The sequence below is a fragment of the Polaromonas sp. YR568 genome (assembly GCF_943369675.1).
Classification (GTDB): Bacteria; Pseudomonadota; Gammaproteobacteria; order Burkholderiales; family Burkholderiaceae_C; genus Polaromonas.
This window is the reverse complement of sequence record NZ_CALROB020000049.1, coordinates 1-16,746: the sequence shown is the minus strand read 5'-3', so window position 1 is coordinate 16,746 and position 16,746 is coordinate 1. Positions and strand designations below refer to the sequence as shown.

The following is a 16,746-nucleotide window of genomic DNA, read 5'->3' as shown; positions in this document are numbered from 1 at the left end:
CGAAGTGCTTGTAAGACGTCCGGCAAAACTGAATAATGCCCATGGCTTGACTTGACTTGAACCAGGACTTCATGACCTCGACCGCCACACATCCCATCGCGGCAGCCGTGCCCAACGCCGCATCGGCCAACCCCTCGGGCCTGACCGTGCGCAAGCTGGAGATAGACCTGGGCCGGGGCTTTGATCGCCACTGGTACGGCGGCGATGCCTTCCTGAGCCAGTACCACAACGCCTTGTCGATGAGTTTTCCGGTCGGCGAGCAGTCCTTTATCGACGCCGTGCGCGACTGCGCCGCGCTGCTGCCCCGCACGCCCGAACATGCCTTGCTGCATGAGGCCACGGCGCAGTTCATCGGCCAGGAGGCCACACACCGCCATATCCACGCGCTCTACAACGCACACCTGGAAACGCAGGGCCTGGTCAACCGCTGGCAGCACTGGGCCACGGCGCGCATCGCCGATGCGAAAGAAAGAGGCGCGCTACCCATCCACTTCCTCGCGGTGACAGCCGCGTACGAACACCTCACGGCGGTGCTGGCCGACTACCTGCTGCGCCACAACGACACGCTGGACATTGCCGAGCCGAAAATGCAAACCCTCTGGCGCTGGCATGCGGCCGAGGAGACCGAGCACCGCGCCGTGGCCTACGACCTTTACCAGGCGCTCAAGGGCAGCTACCGCTGGCGCATACGCTGGTACCTCTATGCGGTGTTCGTGTTCAGCGTCGATTCGACCTGCCAGACGGTGCTCAACCTCTGGCACGACGGCACGCTGTTCAAACCCGGCACCTGGTGGAGCGCGGCCAAATTCTTCTGGGGCCGCAACGGCGCGGTCTGGCATTGCACCAAACCCCTGCTGGCCTACTTCAGGCGCGATTTCCACCCGGACCAGGAAGCGTTTGCAGAGCCCGGGCAGCAGACGCGCGGCCTTGCGCAACGCTGGTTGAAAGAACACGCGGACAGCTTTCGCGTGGTTCGCTGAGACCTCTTGTTGACCCCCTCTCCCTCTGGGAGAGGGAGTAAGAGTTTTTTCGGGCGCTTACTCGACGATCTTGCGCATCCAGTCCGGCAGCGGCCGTGACTTCTGCGCCGGAAAATCCACCCAGATCGTGGTGGCGCCACCCGCCGCGCAGACCACACCCGGCGCATCGGTGCGCTCCATCGTCGCCCAGCTTTCAAAAGTGCTACGACCCGGGTCGCTGACATACATCTTCATCAGCACGTCGCCCGGGTATTCAAGCTGTTTGTAGAAATTGCAGAACGCGTTGACGATGACCGGGCCTTCGCCGCGCGGGTCGGGGCGGCAGCCTATCGCGTACATCCAGTCTATGCGTATGGTTTCCAGGTAGCGGAAGTAGCTGCCGTTGTTGAGGTGGCCCATCGCGTCCATGTCGCCCCAGCGGATGGGGATGACCATCTCATGGACCAGCTTTTTCTTCTCGGGGATTTCGATCTTCATGATGGATGCCGCACCTAACGATGCGCCCTGATGGAGGCAAGAATGCCCAGCGTGAACAGCACGCAGGCGGCGAGTTGCACCAGGGTGGGCCAGCGGCCGTCCCAGGCAAAGGAATACAGCAAGGCAAAAATGGTTTCGCTCACGATCAGCTGCCCGCACAGGCTGGCGCTGAGCCGCTGGCTGGCCAGGTTCCACAAGATGGTGGCCAGCCAGGTCGAGCCCACGCCGGCCACCACGCAGAGCAGCAGAAACGTCCCGCGGTCGGCACGCGCGGCCAGCACGCCGGCGTCCGACCCCGCAACCAGCCACATCAGCAGCGCGCCCAGCCCGGTGGCCACGCCCAGCCAGTTGGCCCAGTCTGTGGCGTTGACTTCGGGGTGGCGCTTGAGCCAGGCGGAGTTGAGGATCGCAAACGCCGTCCAGCAAACCAGCGAGGCCGACACGAACAGCATGCCGCGCCAGAAATGCAGCGCCGTGCCCTGGCCGGCCTCGTGCGTGGACCCCATCATGAGCGCCAGCCCGGCCAGCGTGAGCGCCAGCCCCGGCAGCAGCGCCGCCCAGCGCAGGCCCTGCGGCTTGCCCAGCAGCATGACCCAGATCGGGATGGTGCCGATGACCAGCGAAGGCACTTCGGTGCCGGCATCGCGTATGGCCAGCACCAGCAGCAGGTAGTAGCCGCTGAAACCCAGGATGCTCATGAAGAGCGCAGCCCCGGCCTGGCGCAGCGTGGGCAGCCTGCGGCTGCGCAATCCCACCAGCATCACCGCCGCGGCCATCACACCGTAGACGGCAAAGCGCCCGGCCGTGAGGTCGATGGAGGAATAGCCGCCCGCGCCCATCTCAAGCATGCGCGGCGCCACAAACACCAGGCCCCACAGCGCGCCCGCCGCGAGCCCGGCCAGAATGCCGGTCAGCATTTACCAGGCATCAGGCGGTGTGCGCGGTAGCAACCAGGCGCAGCCCGAGCAGACCCATCGCGCCGGCGGCCGTGCGGTCCACCACGGCCTTGCTGCGCAAATAGGCCGCGCGCGGCACGGACGAGGACAGCACCACCGCGACCACGGCGTACCAGCCAGTCTCCATCACCAGTACACCGGCCAGCACCAGCATGGCGGCCGGCAAGGGAAACTGCGCGGGCAGCAGCGCCGCGAACACGCTGCTGTAAACGACCACGATCTTGGGATTGCTCAGCTGCGTAACCAGGCCCTGGCGAAACGATTGCGGCACCGTGCGGCGCGAAGCCTCTTTGTCGTCGCCGCCCATCTCCAGCGGCTGGCGCGCGCCACGCCATATCTGCACGGCAATCCACATCAGGTAGAGCCCGCCCACGACCTTGAGCGCCATATACACACCGGGCAAGGCCGCCAGCAGCGCCTGCAAGCCGGCCAGCGCCAGCATGGCGAACACCAGCGCGCCCAGGCCCATGCCCACGGCGGCAGCCAGGCCGTCCGCGCGCGAGCGCGAGACGGCGATGCGCGCCACCTGCACAAAGCTGGGGCCGGGGCTGATCACGCCCGCGAGCAAGGCCAGAAAGATCAGGCCTATCGGGCCGAGGTAAGGGACGACGGAATCCATCATGTCTTCTCCAGAAATTCAAACGCCGAAGCCGTCATCCGCTGCTATGACAGCCCCATTGACGAAGTGGCTTTCACCGCTGGCCAGCATCACCAGCAGCGCGTCCAGGTCCTGCGGCTTGCCGATGCGCTTGCGCGGCAGCATCTGCACCAGTTTCTTGCCCTGTTCGGTTTCCCAGTGGTGGTGGTTGATCTCGGTGTCAATATAGCCGGGGCAGATCGCGTTGACGTTGATGCCGAACTTGCCCCACTCCAGCGCCATGGCTTTGGTCATCTGCACCACCGCCGCCTTGCTCATGCAGTACACGCCGATTTGCGGCAGCACACGCAGCCCGGCCATGGAGGCGATGTTGACGATGCGCGCGCCGGCGAAACTGCCCGGCGCGGCGCCGCGCGCGCGGGCCAGCATGCGCTTGCCGACTTCCTGCGCCACAAAGAAGGCGCCCTTCACGTTGGTGTTGAAGATGAAGTCGTAGTCGTCCTCGCCCACGTCCTGCAGGCGCTGCGTGGTGCTCACACCCGAGTTGTTCACCAGGATGTCGATGGGGCCGACCTCGGTTTCGGCATGGGCCACACCGGCCTTGATGCTGGCGTGGTCGGTCACGTCGAGCTCGACCACATGCGCGTCGCCGCCGGCCGCCTCGATCTGCGCGCGCAGGTCCTTGAGCTTGTCCAGCCTGCGGCTGGCCAGCACCACCGCCGCGCCGGCGCGGCTCAGTGTTTTGGCGAACTGGGCGCCCAGCCCGCCCGATGCGCCGGTCACGAGGGCGACACGCCCCGACAAATCAATGCTGTAAGCCATTAGAGGCTCCTCTCTTTATTTAAAACGCACAAAAGAGAACGACCGTTCGTATCGCCGCATTCGCGACTTAAAATCCGGCGAGAGACCCGACAATCTTCCTGAAAATCATTATCAGCGAGTCCCCCGATGAATACCCAAGAAATTCTGGCCCAGTTCGGCCCCCGTGAGGCGATGGAATACGACGTGGTCGTGGTGGGCGGCGGCCCCGGCGGCCTGGCCACCGCGATCCGACTGAAACAGCTGGCGGCCGAAAAGGGCACCGAGCTTTCCGTCGTGGTGCTTGAAAAAGGCTCCGAGCCCGGCGCGCACATCCTGTCGGGCGCGGTGATGGACCCGAAGGCGCTGACCGAACTGCTGCCCGACTGGAAAGCCCAGGGCGCGCCGCTGAACCAGCCCGTCACCGCCGACGAGGTGCTTTTCCTCAGCGAAAAAAGCGCCATCAAGACACCGGCCTTTTTTGTGCCCGACTGCTTTCACAACGAAGGCAACTACGTCATCAGCCTGGGCAACGTGGTGCGCTGGCTGGCGCAGCAGGCCGAGAACCTCGGCGTTGAAATCTTTCCGGGCTTCGCGGCGGCTGAAGTGCTCTACAACGAGGATGGCTCGGTCAAGGGCGTGGCCACCGGCAACCTCGGCGTCGGCAAGGACGGCGAGCCCACCGGCAACTTCCAGCTCGGCATGGAGCTGCACGGCAAATACACCGTGTTCGCCGAAGGCGCGCGCGGCCACCTGGGCCGCCAGCTGATCAACCGCTTCAAGCTCGACGAAGGCCGCGACCCGCAGGGCTACGCACTCGGCGTGAAGGAACTCTGGGAAATCGACCCGGCCAAACACAGGCCGGGCCTGGTGATACACACCGCCGGCTGGCCCATGGACAGCCAGACCTACGGCGGCGGCTTTATGTACCACCTCGAGGACAACAAGGTCACGCTGGGCATGGTCACCGGCCTGGACTACAGCAACCCTTACCTCAGCCCGTTTGAAGAGATGCAGCGCTGGAAGACGCATCCCAGCATCAAGGCCTACCTCGAAGGCGGCAAGCGCATCAGCTACGGCGCGCGCGCCATCACCGCGGGCGGCGCGCTGAGCCTGCCCAAGACCGTGTTCCCGGGGGGTGCGCTGATCGGCTGCGAAGCCGGCTACCTCAATGCCGCGCGCATCAAGGGCAGCCACGCGGCCATCAAGTCCGGCATGCTGGCCGCCGAAGCCGCCTATGAGGCCGTCACCGCCGGCCGCCACCACGACGAGCTGGCCGCCTACCCCGAGGCTTATTCGAAGAGCTGGCTCGCTGCGGAATTGAACCAGTCGCGCAACTTCAAGTCCTGGTTCAAGAAGGGCCTCTACGTCGGCGCCTTCATGACCGGCATCGAGCACTGGCTGCTGCCGAGGCTGGGCATCAAGAGCCCGCCCTGGACCATCCACAACAGCGTGCCCGACTACGCCAAGCTCAAGCCCGCGGCCGAGTGCACGCCCATCGTGTACCCCAAGCCCGACAACAAGATCACCTTCGACCGCCTGAGTTCGGTCTTTGTGTCCAACACCAACCACGAAGAACACCAGCCCGCGCACCTGACGCTGAAAGACGCGAGCGTGCCGGTCAACATCAACCTGGCGAAATACGCCGGCCCCGAAAGCCGCTACTGCCCGGCCGGCGTTTACGAGTTCGTCAAAAACCCCGACAACTCCGACCGCCTTCAGATCAACGCGCAGAACTGCGTGCACTGCAAGACCTGCGACATCAAGGACCCGACGCAAAACATCGTCTGGGTCACGCCGGAAGGCGGCGGCGGGCCGAACTACGCCGGTATGTAAACAACCCAGGCCTTCGCTCAAAAGCCCTTCTCTTTCCGGGAAGGGCTTTTTTCTTTTTAGCGGCGCGGCGCGGCAAGCATCAGGGCAGCCCCGGCCGCCACCAGCGAATTCACCGGCCCTTTCTTGCCGAGCAGCGGGCCGTTCATGTACGCGCCGTCGATCAGCAGCAAAAGCTGGTCGGCCAGCTCGCCGGGCTTGCGCACGCCCATCTCTTTTGCCAGCACGCCAAGGCGGCGGTGCAATTCGAGTTTGTTCCTGACGGCGACCGCGCGGGCGGGATGGTCTGGCGCGGGAAATTCGGTCGCCACATTGAGAAAGGCGCAGCCGCGGTACATGGGTGCGGCGATGTGCTCGGCGATCCAGCGCAGGTGCGCCCGGAGTTCAACCTCGGCATCGCCTTTCGCCTGTGCCGCGACGCTGTCCCAGTCGCGCCAATATTCGGCGTCTTCCTGCTCCATGAATGCGACCACCAGATCGTCCTTGGTCGCGAAATGCCGGTAGAGGCTGGTCTTGGCGACGCCGGAGCGTTCAACCACCAGGTCGACGCCGACGGCCCGCACGCCCTCCTGGTAGAACAGCGCCGCAGCGGTTTCCAGTATGCGTTCGCGCACGCTCGGTGCGCGTTCATCAACGACCGGGATGGCCGTCGCAGTGCTCTTTTTCATTGAATTTCCTCTGGCTTGTTGACACGCTACAGATCTGTACTGTACATTCATTCAAAAGAGTACAGATCTGTAGCGTTTTGCGGCGGATGGCTCCAGCAAAGGAATTTCATGATGACGTCAAATAAAGCAGTGGCCGTGTACGGCGCCTATGGGCACACCGGGCGCTTTGTGGTTTCGGAGTTGCTCCGCAGAGGCTGGACGCCCATGCTCTCGGGACGCGACGCCGCAAAGCTGAGTGCCTTCGGAGCGGAACACCCTGGGCTTGAGGTGCGCCCAGCCTCGGTCGACGAGCCCGCGTCGCTCGATCGCGCGCTGGCAGGCGCAGTGGCCGTCATCAACTGCGCAGGCCCCTTTGCCAGCACCTCCGCGCCGCTGATAGAAGCCGCCATTCGCGCGCGCATCCCCTACCTCGACGTCGCGGCGGAAATAGAAGCCAACATCGACACCTTCAATCTTTTCGCAGGCCGCGCGCGGGACGCAGGCATTGTGGTGGTGCACGCCATGGCCTTCTTCGGCGGGCTCGGCGACCTGCTGGCGACCGCGGCCATGGGTGACTGGACTACTGCCGATGAAATTTCCATCGCTTACGGGCTGGACAGCTGGAAGCCGACCACCGGGACTTTGGTTGCGGGGCAGGTGTCCCGGCAGCGGCGTGACGGCCGCCGCGTTGTTTTCGCCAACGGGGAAATCGCCTACGTCACGGGAGCAGCGCCCACCACCGAATGGACATTTTCCGCGCCCCTGGGCAAGCAGACTGTCATCGCGGAATTCACCATGGCCGACACCGTGACGATTTCGCGCCACCTGAAGACGCCCGAGATCCGTTCCTACATGACAGCCACGGCCGTCAAAGACCTGACAGCGCCGGACCACAGTGCGCCTGTGGCCAGCGACGACAGCGGCCGCTCATCGCAAACCTTTGTCGTGGAGGTGCTGGCACGCCGGGGCGGCGAGGAACGCCGCGCCAGCGCCGGCGGGCGGGACATTTATGCCTTCACCGCACCACTGGTTGTGGAAGCGATGGCCCGGGTCGTGGGCGGCCAAGTCAAAACAGCGGGTGTTTTTACTGCGGGCGAGGCATTTGACGCGCGGGACTTTCTGGCATCGCTGTCTCCCGAGCATCTTCGCGTGGAAATGCGCTGAGTTCTGCTTCAAGCGTCCTGAAATGCTGACGCGGCCGGCGCCGCTCGATCGACTGCACGTCAGGCCATCGAAACCTTTGTGACTTTCTGTCCGGCGTGGAACATCCCGCGCATGCGGCACATGCACGCCAAACACCCCGCCAACAGGCGGTTTGCGTGCTTCGCTCACAAGTACTTACCGAACGATTCGACACGCTTTAAACCGCAGTCGCGCTTCACTGCGGCTGCACGGGGTTTACCCTGAGATCTCTCGCCCAGTGCTGAAGACCCTGAAGAAATTCCCACACTGACCCGGCACACCACGCGTGAATTGCGGCGATGCCTGCGCGATTCACCACAGCGCTTCATCAGTTGCCGCTCTTCGACAACCCGCTGCATCGCAGCTTTCTTGACCCAACACATGACAGAAAAAAATCCCAGCGTGCTGCTTACCGGCGGTGCCGGCTACATCGGCAGCCATACCTTTGTCGCCTTGGTGGAGGCCGGCTACCAGCCGGTCATCCTCGACGATTTTTCCAACAGCCACCCGGCCGTGCTGGAGCGGCTCGAGCAACTGACGGGCCGGCGTGTGCCCTGTGAAAAAGGCAATGTGCTGGACACCGCCTTTGTCGCCGGGGTGCTGCGCCGCCACCGCTGCGTCGCGGCCGTGCATTTCGCCGGCTTCAAGGCCGTCGGTGAAAGCGTGCAGCAGCCGCTCATGTACTACCGCAACAACGTGAGCGGCCTGCTCAGCCTGCTGGACGCGATGGCCGTGACCACCGCGTGCCGCTCGGTGGTGTTTTCCTCCAGCGCCACGGTGTATGGCGACCCGGCCAGCGTGCCGATTGATGAACGTTTTCCCTGCGCGCCCGAAAGCCCGTATGCCGAGAGCAAGCTCATGTGTGAAAACATCCTGGCTTCGCTGCGCGCGTCGGACCCGTCGTGGCGCACCGGCGTGCTGCGTTATTTCAACCCGGTGGGCGCGCACCCCAGCGGCCTGATCGGCGAAGACCCCAACGGCATCCCCAACAACCTGATGCCTTTTGTGACCCAGGTGGCCGTGGGCAAACGCGCGCGGCTGCAGGTCTTCGGCAGCGACTACGCCACGCCCGACGGCACCGGCGTGCGCGATTACCTGCATGTGGCAGACCTGGCCGCCGGCCATGTGGCCGCCGTGCAGGCCCTGCTGGAAAACGGCGAGAGCTTTACCGTCAACCTCGGCACCGGCGAAGGCACCAGCGTGCTGGGCGTGGTGCGCGCCTTCGAGCGTGCGAGCGGCCGGCCCGTCCCGTTTGAATTCGCGCCTCGGCGCGCGGGCGACGTGGCGCAGTATTTCGCCGACGTGTCGCTGGCCGGCAAGGTGCTGGGCTGGCGTGCCACGCGCGGCATCGACGACATGTGCCGCGACGCCTGGCACTGGCAGCAGCGCAACCCCGACGGCTACCGGACCTTGTCCGCCAGCCCCGCCATGCATGCACCGCTGCCTGTGCGCAATAGTCAGAACGGACCCATCCGGCCGGCGGTCAGCGCCTGATTCACCTTTCAGCAAAACCCGTTGCCGATGGGAAGAAAACACATCTGCTTTCACCAGCACAAACTAGGGCCTGTGAACGCTATTTATGCAAATGCGAATGGGGTTAAAACGGCGCCAATCAAGGCGCGCGACGACGCCCAGACCGGGAGTCTGGGCTAGGAGCGCAACGCGGAGTGGCGCCGTTTTAACCCCCTTCCCTCCGGGTTGCGATCAAAAAGGCCTTGCGCGGCGTTGCAAAGCCTTGACGGGGATTACCCCGCCTGCGTTTTGCGCCTTGCTCAAGGCCTTTTTGACTCGCAACGCATCTTGCATAAATAGCGTTCACAGGCCCTAAGCCATGAGCCGTTCGGACTATTGCCGATTGCTGCACTGCACAACACACTTGTCTCCTGCTTTGACAGAGGAGAAATTCATGCCTAAAGCCCTCATAACCACCGCCGTGCTGGCCACCGCAATGGCTTCAGCGTCGGCTTACTCCGTCGCCTCCGACCAGCCGCCACCCCTTGCCCCCAAAGCGGCCATGGCCGATAAATCCCCGCGCATGAAGATGCAGGCCGACACCGAGACGGTCAAGGTCCGCGCGGTCTACAGCCCCAACATCCGCCCCAACCCGCAACCGGCCTTCGCGCCCGATGACGGGGATGCGGACGCGTCCGGCTGGCGTTCCTACGGCATGCTGCTGGCCACGTTGGTGCTGATGGGCGTGATCGCCGTGCGGCGCTACAAGGCGGGAAGGCCCTGAGCATGAGCGGCCTGGGCCGGCCCGGCGTCGCGGCGGTGAAGTGGAGCGCGGCCTCCACGCTCGCCCGCTTCGTGCTGCAGCTGATGGCCCAGGTGGTACTGGCGCGCACGCTGGGGCCGGACATCTTCGGTGTGTTCGCCATCGGCATGGTGGTGCTGACCTTCGCCACCTTCGTCTCGGGCTTCGGTTTCAGCTGGAGCCTGCTGCAACGCGAAGACCTCAGCGACGAAGACGTGCGCTTTGCCTGGACCTGGCAACTCATCGTGGGCCTGGCGACCATGCTCGCCGTCTACCTGTTGGCGCCCCTGCTCGCGGTGTATTTCCGCGAGCCGCGCGCGCAGGCCGTCATCGAATGGCTGTCACTGGCCTGCCTGCTGAGCGCCGCCGCCGCGCCCGCCACCTATTTGCTGCAGCGCGACCTCAACTTCCGCGCCGTGGGCCTGGTGCAGGTGGGCAGCTACGCCGCGGGCTATATCGCGGTGGGCCTGCCCATGGCGCTGATGGGCCAGGGCGAAGCCTCGCTGGTGGCGGCATGGCTGGTGCAATCCGCCGTGCAGTTCGCGGCCAGTTATGCGCTCAAGCCGCATGCGATGCGCCCGCTGCTCTGGTATGCCGGTGCGCGTTCGGCCGTCGGCACCGGTCGCACGGTGTTCTTCACCAACATCGTCAACTGGCTGCTCAACAACCTGGACCGCGTGCTGATAGGGCGCCTGCTCAACGCGCAGGCCCTGGGTCTTTACAACGTGGCCTACAACCTGGCCACCATGCCCAACACGCTGCTGCTGGGCGCGCTGCAGCCAGCCTTTCTGGCGGCAGGCGCCCGCCTGCAAAACGACTTGCCCCGCCTGGGCCGCGCCTACCTGCAGATGCTGGCCACCATCGTCGTGCTGGCGCTGCCGGCTTTTGTCACGCTGGCCTTTGTATCGCGCGACATCGTGCGCGTGCTCTACGGCCCGGCCTGGGCCGACGCGGCCTGGGTGCTGGGCACGCTGTTCCTGTGCATGCCGGCCTATGTGATCTGGGGCCTGTCGACGCCGGTGCTGTGGAACACCGGGCGCAAGCACTACGAGTTCGCGCTGCAACTGCCGCTGGTCGTTATCGGCGCGCTGGCTTTTTACCTGCTGGCCGGCCAGGGCATCCATGTGGCCGCCGCTGTTGCGGGCGGCTTGCTCGTGCTGCGCGCGGCCGTCACCGCCATTGCAGCCTTCCGCGCGCTGAATCTTCGCGCAACGGCCTTGCTGCCCGACGCCTTGCGCGGCTTGGTCCTGAGTGCGCTCTGCATTGCGGGCGTGCTCGCCGGGCAGCATGCGGTGGCCGGGTTTGACATCCCCGTGCTGTCGCTGGCGGCCGGCTCGCTGGCGGCCGCGGTGTTGCCTGCCGCGCTGCTGCTCCTGCGGCCGCAACTGCTGGGCCCGGACACCTCCGACATGGTGGTCCGCTTTGTGCCCGGCCTCGCGAAATTCCTGCGCCGCCCGGCCACATCTTCTTCCGCCCTGCCCGCCACGCTGGGCGAACAGGGTTCATAAGGCCGGCATGGAACAGACCGTCATGATCTCCGTGCTCGTCGCCGGCGCCATCCTCGCGGCGCTCACGGCCGCGCTGGGCATGGCGGGCGCGGTCCACGTGACCTCGCGCCGCGCGCACGGTTATATGCACCTGATCTTCTACGCCATCCTGCTGGTGGTGGCCCTGGCCAACTTCCTGTCGGGCCGCGACCTTTCCAGCAGCAACACCAATTTCGACCAGGTGGTGGTGCTGGTGCGCCATCCGCTGGTTTCGCTGGCGCAGCCGCTGGCCTCTCTGCTGCTGCTCACGCTGGCCGGCGAGCGCCTGATCACGCACTGGATACGCCGCGACAAGGCCGCGCAGGCGCCCTCCGCGCTGCTGGTGGCCTTTATCCTGTTCTGGGCGGGCACCGTGGCCGCGCCCGCCCTGCTGGGCGCCAACCCGCATATCTCGCACGACTACGTCTACCCGCTGGTGATCGGCTTCGCCGCCGTGCTGGCCACGTCCACCGAGCGCGACCTGGCCTTCACCGCGACGCGCAATGCGCTGCTGCTCTTCATGGCCGCCGGCCTGCTGCTGGTGCCCTTCAAGCCCAGCCTGGTGATGGACGCCTCTTACACCCAGGGCCTGCTGCCCGGCGTGCCCCGCTTGGCGGGCCTGGCCCCGCATGCGGTGTCGCTGGGCATGCTGGCGCAGCTGGGCCTGCTGTGCCTGCTTGCGCGGCCTGTGCAGCGCGTGTGGCTGAACCGCGCGGCCTGGGCCATGGGCCTGGGGGTGCTGTTCCTCGCGCAATCGAAAACGGCCTGGATTTCATTTGTGCTGTGCTCGGCCTGCATCCTCGTCGTGCGCCGGGGCCCCGGCTTCATGCGCCGCGTCAGCGACCCGGTGCGGCCCGAATTTGGCATCGTCACCGTGCTGGCCTTCATGGCCGCCGTTGTCGGTATCGCCGCGCTGCTGATGTTCGGCGAGGTCGATGCGCGCCTGAGCAGCTTCTTCGACAGCGCCCAGGGCGCGCAGCTCGCCTCCATGACGGGGCGCGACCAGATCTGGGCCATCGCCTACGACGAATGGCAGCGCAACCCGGTGTTCGGCTACGGGCCCACCCTGTGGGACGCCAGCTTTCGCGAAGCCATAGGCATGCCCAATGCGACCCACGCGCACAACCAGTTCATGGACACGCTGTCGCGCTCGGGTAGCGTGGGCGCCGCCGCGCTGGTGCTGTATGCGCTGGTGCTGCTGGTGCTGTCCATCCGTTATGCGCGCGCCAGCGGCGGCCTCACGCTGGCGCTGTTTGTGGCGCTGGCGCTGCGCGCCATCAGCGAAGTGCCGCTGCTGCTGTTCGGCTACGGGCCCGAACTCATCGCCCACGTGCTGCTGCTGATGACGCTGGCCGCCGCCGCGCGCGAAGCGCGTGAGCGCAGGCGCCGGCCGGCGCACGCGCCGCCCGTGCCTCGCGCCGCATCCGCTTTTTCCAGTGACCCCAAAAATCCCCTGGCCACCGCCCGGCTCAGTCCATGAAATTTTCCATCGTCATCCCGCTGTACAACAAGGCGCCCTACATCAGCGGCACGCTGGATTCGGTGCTGGCGCAAAGCTTCGCCGACTTTGAAGTGATCGTCGTCGACGACGGCTCCACCGACGGCGGCGCCGAACTCGTGGGCTTTGTCACCGACCCGCGCGTGCGCCTGGTGCGCCAGGCCAATGCCGGCGTGTCCGCGGCGCGCAACCACGGCATCGCGCTGGCGCGCGGTGAGTGGGTGGCTTTTCTCGATGCCGACGACTGGCACCACCCCAACTACCTCACGACACTGCTGTGGGCCCAGGCGCGCTGCCCCGAGGCCGATACCGTCGCCACCGATTACCTGCCGGTGCCCGACACCCTGGCCATGTGGCCGCCGCGCTGGCCCGAGATGCCGGCCGCGCCCGACATTGAAGTCATCACCGACCTGCCGCGGCGCTGGATGGCCTCCCCCACGCTGTGCACCAGCGCCGTCTCGGTGCGGCGCGCGCGCCTGCTGCGGATGCAGCCCTGCTTTCCACCCGGCGAATCGCACGGCGAAGACCTGGACCTGTGGTTTCGCCTCGCGGAACAGGCGCCGGTCGCGCTGGCGCATGCGCCGCTGATGGCCTACCGGCTTGCGGTTGAAGGCAGCCTCAGCAGCGGCCATGCCGCGCTGGCCATGCCGCCTTTCCTCGAGCGCATGCGGCAGCGCGCGCTGTCGGGCGCCATGCCGCCCGCGCGGCGCGGCTCCGCGCTGTGGCTGGCGGCGCAGTACGAGCTCACGCTGGCGCGCCAGGCCCTGGCTGCCGGCAAGCGCCGCGAAGGCTGGGCCTGGCTGCTCAAGGCCCGCCGCGCGGCCGGTGGCAAACGCTGGTGGCTGACCGCCGCCATGGTGCTTTTCATGCCGGGTCCGCTGGTCAGGAACTGGCAGCAGTGGCGCCTGCGCCGCACGCTGCCCGCCGCCAGCCCCGCGGAGGCAGGATAAAAAATGAACCCCATACCTTCCCCTTGCCGCGTCTCGGTCGTCATCAAGGCGCTCAACGAAGAAAAGCGCATTGAAGCGACCGTGGAAAGCGCGCTGCGCGCCGTTGCCGCCGTCGGCGGTGAAGTGATACTCGCGGATTCGTACTCGAGCGACCGCACGGTGGAACTCGCCGGCGCCTACCCGATACGCATCGTGCAGCTGGCCAACCCCGAAGAGCGCTGCTGCGGCGCCGGCCCGCAACTGGGCTACCAGCATTCGCGCGGCGACTTTGTCTACATCCTCGACGGCGACATGCAGATGCGTGAAGGCTTCCTGGAGCAGGCGCTGGCCTTCCTGGACACACACCCCGACGTCGCCGGCGTGGGCGGCCGCGTCGTCGAGCAGAACACCGAAAGCCTGGAATACATGGCACGCGGCGAGCGCGCCTCGGCCCACCTGCAGCCTGGCCATGTCGACAGGCTGGACGGCGGCGGCCTGTACCGGCGCAGCGCCATCGAGGCGGCCGGCTACTTTTCCGACCGCAACCTGCACAGCTACGAAGAGTTCGACCTGGCGATACGGCTGCGCGCGCTGGGCTGGCGCCTGTGGCGCCTGCCGCTGGATGCCGCCAACCACTTCGGCCACGACGCGCCACCCTACCGCCTGCTGGTGCGGCGCTGGCGCACGCGCTACATCTGCGGCCTGGGCGAGCTGGTGCGCGCCGCGGCCGGCCAGCCGCGCTTGCCGCTGGCGCTGCGGGGCCTGCGCGAGCTGCGCATCTACCTCGCGGTGCTGGGCTGGTGGGCGGTGCTGGCCAGCGTCGCGCTGTGGCCGGTGGAAGCTTCCTGGCGCCTGGCCTTGTTCTGCGCCATCGCCGCCGCGCCCGTGCTGTTGATGACCTGGCGCAAGCGCTCCCTCACCAAGGCGCTGTATTCGGTCGTGTCCTGGTGCTTCAACGCCGCCGGCCTGCTGCGCGGCCTGCTGCGGCGCCAGCGCCCCGCGCGCGAGGCCATCGCCAGCCGGGTGCTCAAGGAACCGGCGCAGGAGGCCGCACATTGAAGGGCGCGACGCGGCAATTCACCGGCGTGCAGATCCTGCGCTTTGCCGCGGCCATGCTGGTCGTGGTGATGCACATCACGCAGGCCATCTCCATCCACATCACCGGCGCCGGGCCCAGCCACTACTGGGGCGCGGGCTCCGCCGGGGTGGACATCTTTTTTGTGATCAGCGGCTTTGTCATGGCCATGTCGACTTCGTCGCTGCCTGCCGGCGGGCCTGCGCGTTCCTCACAACTGGGCGCCGCCTGGGTCTTCATGCGCCGCCGCCTGCTGCGCATCGCGCCGCTCTACTGGTTCTACACCCTGCTCAAGGTGGCCTTGCTGCTGGCCATGCCGGCGCTGGCCGCGCGTTCCTCGGTGGAGCCCGGGCACCTCGCGGCTTCGCTGTTCTTCATTCCCGCAATAAGCCCCTGGGGCCTGGTGCAGCCCACGCTGCCGGTCGGCTGGACGCTGAATTTCGAGATGCTGTTTTATGCGGTGTTTGCCGCGGCCATCGCCCTGGGTGCGCCTCGCATACGTTTTTGCCTGGCGGCTTTCGGCGTGGTGTTCCTGGCCGGCTACTTTCTGCCGGACTCAACGGCGCTGAATTTTTACGCGCAGACCATCGTGTTCGAATTCATCCTCGGCGTCTGCATCGCCCATGCGTATTTGCGTTTCCGCCGCGCCGCGCCGCTGGCCGGCCTCATCGTGATGGCCGCCGGCGCGCTCTTCATGTTCGCGCCCGACTGGGGCCACACGGCCGACCGTTTCGCCACCTGGGGCTGCGGCGCGGCGCTGGTCGTGCTGGGCGCGGTCTGGCTGGAACCCTGGACCCTGCGCGCGCCGCTGGCTTCGCGCCTGTCCTTCCTGGGCGATGCCTCCTATTCGATTTACCTGTCTCACACCTTTGTGGTGCCGGCCGGCGTGCAGGCGCTCAAGCGCCTGGGCGTGCAGGACAGCCTGGCCATCGTCCTGGCCGTGGGCCTGGCCGTGGTCGTCGCGGGTTGCCTGTCTTACGTGTGGCTGGAACGGCCCATGACCGCCTTCTTCAAGCGCGCCCTGTTCGGCGCGCCCAGGCTGCCCAGCCCTTTGAAACCCATTCCTGAAAGTACCCACCATGCGAAGTGAATCGCTGCCCCGCACCGCCATCCGCGAAAGCGAAAGCCGCTACATCTACATGGCCTGCCCGTGGACGCCCATGGGCGGCGGCATGTTCAAGGTGGCGGACTACCTGATCCAGGCCCAGGCGTCTTCCTCCGCCATCGCCTCGGCCGACGCGGCCGAACTCCGGCCGCTGGACACGCGCGGCGGCGCCAACGCGCTGTATTCGCTGTGGGTGCTGGCGACCGCCTTGGCACGCATCGCACGCGGCAGGTTCAGCGGCCGGCTGGCCGGCGTGCACGTGAACATGGCCGAGCGCCTCAGCCTGTTTCGCAAGGGCGCCGTCATCGCCACCTGCCGCGCGCTGGGCGTGCCCGTGGTGCTGCACCTGCATGCCGCGCAGTTGCATCATTTCTACCACTCACTGGCGCGCCCGTTGCAAGCCATGACGCGTTGGGTGTTCTCCTTGCCCGCGAGTGTCGTGGTGCTGGGCTCGGCCGCGCGCAAATTCGTCATTGAAGAACTGGACGTGGAGCCCGGGCGTGTGGACATCGTCATCAACGGCGTTCCCGAACCCACCCACGCGCGGCGCACGGCCGAAGACAGCGGCATGCAGCGCGTGCTCTTCGTGGGCAACCTGTCGGAACGCAAGGGCGTCACCGACCTGCTGCAGGCGCTGGCCCTGCCCGGCCTTGACACGGAGAAGCTGGAAGTGACCCTGGCCGGCGGCGGTGACGTCGAGGCTTATGAAGCCAAGGCACGGGAACTGGGCATCGCCAGCTTTGTGCGTTTTGCCGGCTGGTCGGACCAGCAGCAGGTGGCGCGGCTGATGGCGCGCGCCGACCTGCTGGTCTTGCCGTCTTATGACGAAGGCCTGCCGCTGGTGATCCTGGAAGCGCTGGCCAACGGCGTTGCCGTGGTGTGCAGCCC

16 protein-coding genes are annotated in these 16,746 nt (G+C 66.4%); 11 read left to right on the top strand and 5 right to left on the bottom strand.

The window, feature by feature from the left end; all coding sequences use genetic code 11:
- Nucleotides 1–71: 71 nt before the first annotated feature.
- Complete coding sequence (locus ACLV8F_RS20905) at nucleotides 72–980, top strand: metal-dependent hydrolase (RefSeq protein ID WP_411886126.1); 909 nt, start codon at nucleotides 72–74, stop codon at nucleotides 978–980.
- Nucleotides 981–1,037: 57 nt separating this feature from the next.
- Here ACLV8F_RS20905 and ACLV8F_RS20900 read toward each other — a convergent pair whose 3' ends face one another.
- The 4 genes from ACLV8F_RS20900 to ACLV8F_RS20885 are packed head-to-tail and all read right to left on the bottom strand — an operon-like array spanning nucleotide 1,038 to nucleotide 3,833.
- Nucleotides 1,038–1,457: an acyl-CoA thioesterase gene (locus tag ACLV8F_RS20900; RefSeq protein WP_411882126.1), complete on the bottom strand. Its 420-nt coding sequence runs from the start codon at nucleotides 1,455–1,457 to the stop codon at nucleotides 1,038–1,040.
- 14 nt (nucleotides 1,458–1,471) lie between these two features.
- Nucleotides 1,472–2,374: a DMT family transporter gene (locus ACLV8F_RS20895; RefSeq protein WP_411886125.1), complete on the bottom strand. Its 903-nt coding sequence runs from the start codon at nucleotides 2,372–2,374 to the stop codon at nucleotides 1,472–1,474.
- 10 nt (nucleotides 2,375–2,384) lie between these two features.
- A complete protein-coding gene (locus tag ACLV8F_RS20890; protein WP_411886124.1) occupies nucleotides 2,385–3,035 on the bottom strand; it encodes a LysE family translocator in 651 nt (216 codons plus the stop codon).
- 15 nt (nucleotides 3,036–3,050) lie between these two features.
- Nucleotides 3,051–3,833 carry an SDR family oxidoreductase gene (locus tag ACLV8F_RS20885; protein ID WP_411886123.1) on the bottom strand — a complete coding sequence of 261 codons (783 nt, stop codon included), beginning with the start codon at nucleotides 3,831–3,833 and terminating at the stop codon, nucleotides 3,051–3,053.
- A gap of 126 nt (nucleotides 3,834–3,959) precedes the next feature.
- Between ACLV8F_RS20885 and ACLV8F_RS20880 the strand changes: the two genes are divergently transcribed.
- A complete protein-coding gene (locus ACLV8F_RS20880; RefSeq protein ID WP_411886122.1) occupies nucleotides 3,960–5,645 on the top strand; it encodes an electron transfer flavoprotein-ubiquinone oxidoreductase in 1,686 nt (561 codons plus the stop codon).
- A 56-nt stretch (nucleotides 5,646–5,701) separates the two neighbouring features.
- On the opposite strand, the gene ACLV8F_RS20875 is transcribed toward ACLV8F_RS20880, so the two are convergent.
- Nucleotides 5,702–6,310, bottom strand: coding sequence for a TetR/AcrR family transcriptional regulator (locus ACLV8F_RS20875; RefSeq protein ID WP_411886121.1), 609 nt, complete (start codon nucleotides 6,308–6,310; stop codon nucleotides 5,702–5,704).
- A 111-nt stretch (nucleotides 6,311–6,421) separates the two neighbouring features.
- On the opposite strand from ACLV8F_RS20875, the gene ACLV8F_RS20870 reads away from it, so the two are divergent.
- The 9 genes from ACLV8F_RS20870 to ACLV8F_RS20830 form a co-directional block, all read left to right on the top strand.
- On the top strand, nucleotides 6,422–7,453 hold the full coding sequence (locus tag ACLV8F_RS20870) for a saccharopine dehydrogenase family protein (RefSeq protein WP_411886120.1): 1,032 nt from the start codon (nucleotides 6,422–6,424) through the stop codon (nucleotides 7,451–7,453).
- Between the two features lie 399 nt (nucleotides 7,454–7,852).
- On the top strand, nucleotides 7,853–8,965 hold the full coding sequence (gene galE, locus ACLV8F_RS20865) for a UDP-glucose 4-epimerase GalE (protein ID WP_411886119.1): 1,113 nt from the start codon (nucleotides 7,853–7,855) through the stop codon (nucleotides 8,963–8,965).
- 412 nt (nucleotides 8,966–9,377) lie between these two features.
- Complete coding sequence (locus ACLV8F_RS20860) at nucleotides 9,378–9,707, top strand: hypothetical protein (RefSeq protein WP_411886118.1); 330 nt, start codon at nucleotides 9,378–9,380, stop codon at nucleotides 9,705–9,707.
- Nucleotides 9,708–9,709: 2 nt separating this feature from the next.
- Nucleotides 9,710–11,233: a lipopolysaccharide biosynthesis protein gene (locus ACLV8F_RS20855; protein ID WP_411886117.1), complete on the top strand. Its 1,524-nt coding sequence runs from the start codon at nucleotides 9,710–9,712 to the stop codon at nucleotides 11,231–11,233.
- A gap of 7 nt (nucleotides 11,234–11,240) precedes the next feature.
- Nucleotides 11,241–12,731: an O-antigen ligase family protein gene (locus tag ACLV8F_RS20850; RefSeq protein ID WP_411886116.1), complete on the top strand. Its 1,491-nt coding sequence runs from the start codon at nucleotides 11,241–11,243 to the stop codon at nucleotides 12,729–12,731.
- A complete protein-coding gene (locus tag ACLV8F_RS20845; protein ID WP_411886115.1) occupies nucleotides 12,728–13,699 on the top strand; it encodes a glycosyltransferase family 2 protein in 972 nt (323 codons plus the stop codon). Before ACLV8F_RS20850 ends, ACLV8F_RS20845 begins: the two co-directional genes overlap by 4 nt.
- A 3-nt stretch (nucleotides 13,700–13,702) precedes the next feature.
- Nucleotides 13,703–14,737: a glycosyltransferase family 2 protein gene (locus ACLV8F_RS20840; RefSeq protein ID WP_411886114.1), complete on the top strand. Its 1,035-nt coding sequence runs from the start codon at nucleotides 13,703–13,705 to the stop codon at nucleotides 14,735–14,737.
- Complete coding sequence (locus ACLV8F_RS20835) at nucleotides 14,734–15,843, top strand: acyltransferase family protein (protein WP_411886113.1); 1,110 nt, start codon at nucleotides 14,734–14,736, stop codon at nucleotides 15,841–15,843. The genes ACLV8F_RS20840 and ACLV8F_RS20835 overlap by 4 nt, the downstream gene beginning before the upstream one ends.
- On the top strand, nucleotides 15,833–16,746 hold a 914-nt coding region (locus ACLV8F_RS20830), incomplete at its 3' end, for a glycosyltransferase family 4 protein (RefSeq protein ID WP_411886112.1). The genes ACLV8F_RS20835 and ACLV8F_RS20830, both read left to right, overlap by 11 nt.